Below are 3,351 nucleotides of genomic sequence, written 5' to 3'. Positions count from 1 at the left end.
GTTCGGCCAGGAGGGTCAGGTCGAGGGAGCCGGGGGGTTCTGTGAGGGTGAGGAATTCCAGCGCAGGGAAGGTCGCCGGTGTCACAGGCAGGTGGGATTCCTCCCCGTCGTAATAGAGGAAGAGCCCGGCCAGTTCGGTCAGCTCCGTTCGGGAAGCCCGCAGGTCCTCCAGAACCTCGCCCGTGCAGGCGAGGCTCCGGAGACCGGGGAGATCGGCCAACTCCGTCCAGTCCGCTTCGGGGATCTGATGCCGCACTTCGGACAGGGAGAGATTCTCCAGGCTCTGGAGAGCGGAGATGCCTGTGATGCTGTCGGTTTCCTTCGGCAGGCTCAGAGTTCTCAGCTTTGCCAGGCAGGTGAGCCTGGTCAGTTCCGGCACCGGTGCCCCGTCGCCCAGGGCCAGTACTCTGAGACCGGTCAGTGCCTCGATTCCCGGCATAGAGTCCCGCATCAGCATGTCCCACAGATACAGCGTGGTGAGGGGCAGCCCGGCCAGCGGCGACAGATCCCGCACCGGGCACTCGCGAAGCTCCAATTGCTCCAGATTCGGAAAAGCGCGGGCGACATCCAGCCGGTCGAGCAGGGGATTGCGCGCGAGGCTCAGCTCGAGCAATCTTTCGGGCCGGGGCTGAGCCTCGAGGATGGCGCGCTCGGAAAACGCCCCCCTGACGCGAGAGGTCGACCGCTGCCCCAGCCTGCGCAGCCACGCCAGATGCTCTGGAGTGCTCGCGGTGATACGCACATCGCGGAGGTCGGGCAGGTTCGCGAGGATCTCCTCCGCGTACGTGTCCGTGTCGAACCGGTCCCAGTGGCCCGCCAGTTGCTGGAGAACACCAGCCGACGGATGGTCGAGGAACCGCTTCAGCAGCACGAGCGCCGCATCGGTGCCCATCTGCGCGGCGGTATGGGCGACGGCCACCGACTCCGCCTCGTTCAGCTCCTCCAGCCCCGACAACAGATCCAGCACCACCCCACCCAGCGGCACCAACTCCTTCGCCTCATCAACATTCCGGGGCGGAATCAGGTGCCGGGCCCGCTCCTCCACCTCCCCCCGCACCGCGGGGTCCAGCTTCGTCGCGCTCTCCAGGCAGGCCATGGCCAGCAGATGCAGCCGAGCCCGGCATGCGGGCTCGGCGTCCCCGCGCTGCACCAGCCCGCGCAGCAGGCGGGCCCGTTCGTCGGGCCGGGCGTGGGCGACGGCCATGCGCACCACGTCCTCCCACTGGTCCAGGTGCGCGTTGTGCACCAGTACGCCGAAGTCGCGCTCCTCGACGGCCGCTTTGGCGCCCAGATAGTCCTGGAAGGTGCGGTGGACGAAATCGACAGCCCCGTGTGCCGGTTCGCGCAGCAGTCCGGAGCGCACCAGGAGGAAGCCGAAAATGGCCTCCGCGGAGCCCTGTTCCGCGACGTACGGCATCGCTGGGAGCATCCGTTCCACCAGGTCCACGGCGTCGGACTGCGCCATCTCGGAGCGGCCGTTTCTGATCAGCCAGTAGGCGAGTTTCTGCAACAGCTCGACCTGGGACTCCTCGTCCAGTTCGACGCTGGCGGGATGCGCTGCGTAGACGGCGCGTTCCCGGTCGCGCCGCTCCAGCAGCATCGACAGGGCCGCGTCGTAGAGGGCCTTGCGGCCGCGCGGCAGGAAGCCGTGCCGTTCCCGGTGCAGGGCGCAGATCAGGCCGCACATCAGCGGGTTGGTGGCCAGGAGGGAGAGGTCAGGTCTGGTGCGTACGGCAGTGCGCAAAGAGGCGGCCAGTTCCTCGTCCGCCTCGGCTGCCGTGTGCCAGCGGTCGATGAACAGGTCGACGTCGGCGGGGCGCATGGGGGAGAGGGACAGTTCGGTGAACTCCTGGCGGCCCAGCCAGTCCTCCCGTACGGCGGAGGGGCGGGAGGTCACCAGGACAAGGTTGTCGGGGTAGGCCGTCGTCAGGTCCCGCAGCCAGGCGCGGGTACGGGCGCGCTCTTCATCGGGCACCTCGTCGATGCCGTCGACCAGCAGTACCCCGCGCCCGGCCGCCAGCACGCGGTCGGCCCAGCCGCTCGGCTGTGCTCCGGCCAGCGGGCAGCCGACGGCGGACAGGAAGTCGGCCGGTGTCGGCAGTGCGGCACCTGAGCGGGTGAGGGTGCGCAGCGGCAGCACGAAGGGCACCCGGCCGATCAGATGGGCGAGCCGTCCGGTCAGTTCGGACTGACGCGCTGTTGTGACGGCGAGCCACTGCACGAGTGTGGTCTTCCCTGAGCCCGCGATACCGCGCAGCAGTACCCGCTTGTGGCCGGAGAGCGCCTGGTCGGCGGGTTGCGCGTCACCTATGGCGGAGTCGGTCGCGAGGCCGCCCAGGTCGTCGAACGCCCCCGGGTGCTCGCCCGCCGTCGCCTCCAGGCTCAGATACGCCGTATCCAGTGGCCACTCGTTCGCCTGCTGGGTGTCGATGCCGTAGATGGTGAGCGTGCGGTGCCGGTTGGCGATGTAGCGCCCGTACTGCTGCTCGAAACCGGCGTCCTGCGCGGACTGGGAGGGCACGCGCTCGATCAGTACGTCGACGAGGGTGACCAGGTCGCCGAGCTTGCGGCTCTGCTCGACCAGGGTGCGGGCGACAAAGGTGGAACGCTGGGTGAGGAAGTGCAGGATGTGCAGGCAGGCGGTCTCCAGCACGCGCTGGTAGAGCGCGTCCTCCGTGGGGTCGGCGTCCGGCTGCGGGCTGTGCATGCTCGCCTGGGCGTGCAGGGCGCGGGCGAAGTCGGTGTGGCCGAGGCTGACCGCCTCCACATCGCTGAGGCCGATGTCGCCGAGGGCGTGCAGGGTGTCGGCCAGCCGGGTGGCCACGCGCTGCGCCTCCCCGGGCGGGGGCGCCTCGTGCGGCCCGATCTCCCGTACGGCGCGGCCGACCAGTTCCCCGGCGAGCTTTTCCAGCTCCCGCCGGCCCAGCTCGCGCTTCTCGCCGGTGAAGGAGACGAGCCGGCAGACGCGTACCGGCCGGTCCACCAGCCCCGCGCCCGCGCCCTCCGTCACGAAGAGGCGTTTCACCAGCGGAGCCAGCACGCTGGAGGCGATGCGCAGCCCGACGACCCCCGCGTCCATCCGTAACCCCCGTTTCGGCCTCAACTCCCCGCAGTACGGGGCCGCGTACGGCGAGCAAGCGTAGAGGTGCCCGCGCGCGGCGTCGATGAGGGGCCCTCGCTGTTCCGCCGCAGGACTGCGTGAGCGGGGTCATATGAGCGGGGCCACTTCCGGGGCGCGCTCGCCGTGAGGTGCGGCACAGGCTTTCGGGGGCGTACGAAGCGCGATAGGAGGCGCAGGGGCGCGCGCGGTGTGGGGTGGCGGGGCGGGGCCGCAGCGGGGGGTCGCTGGTG

Annotated in this window: 1 protein-coding gene; it reads right to left on the bottom strand. The window is 70.1% G+C overall.

Features of this window, described 5'->3' with window-relative positions:
- Positions 1–3,079: NACHT domain-containing protein (locus ITI46_RS33805; protein ID WP_209243777.1), on the bottom strand; the 3,079-nt coding region annotated here is incomplete at its 3' end.
- Between the last annotated feature and the right edge of the window lie 272 nt (positions 3,080–3,351).

It is taken from the genome of Streptomyces oryzae (genome assembly GCF_017676365.1).
GTDB classification, from domain to species: Bacteria; Actinomycetota; Actinomycetes; order Streptomycetales; family Streptomycetaceae; genus Streptomyces; species Streptomyces oryzae.
This window is presented reverse-complemented; position numbering and strand designations above follow the sequence as displayed.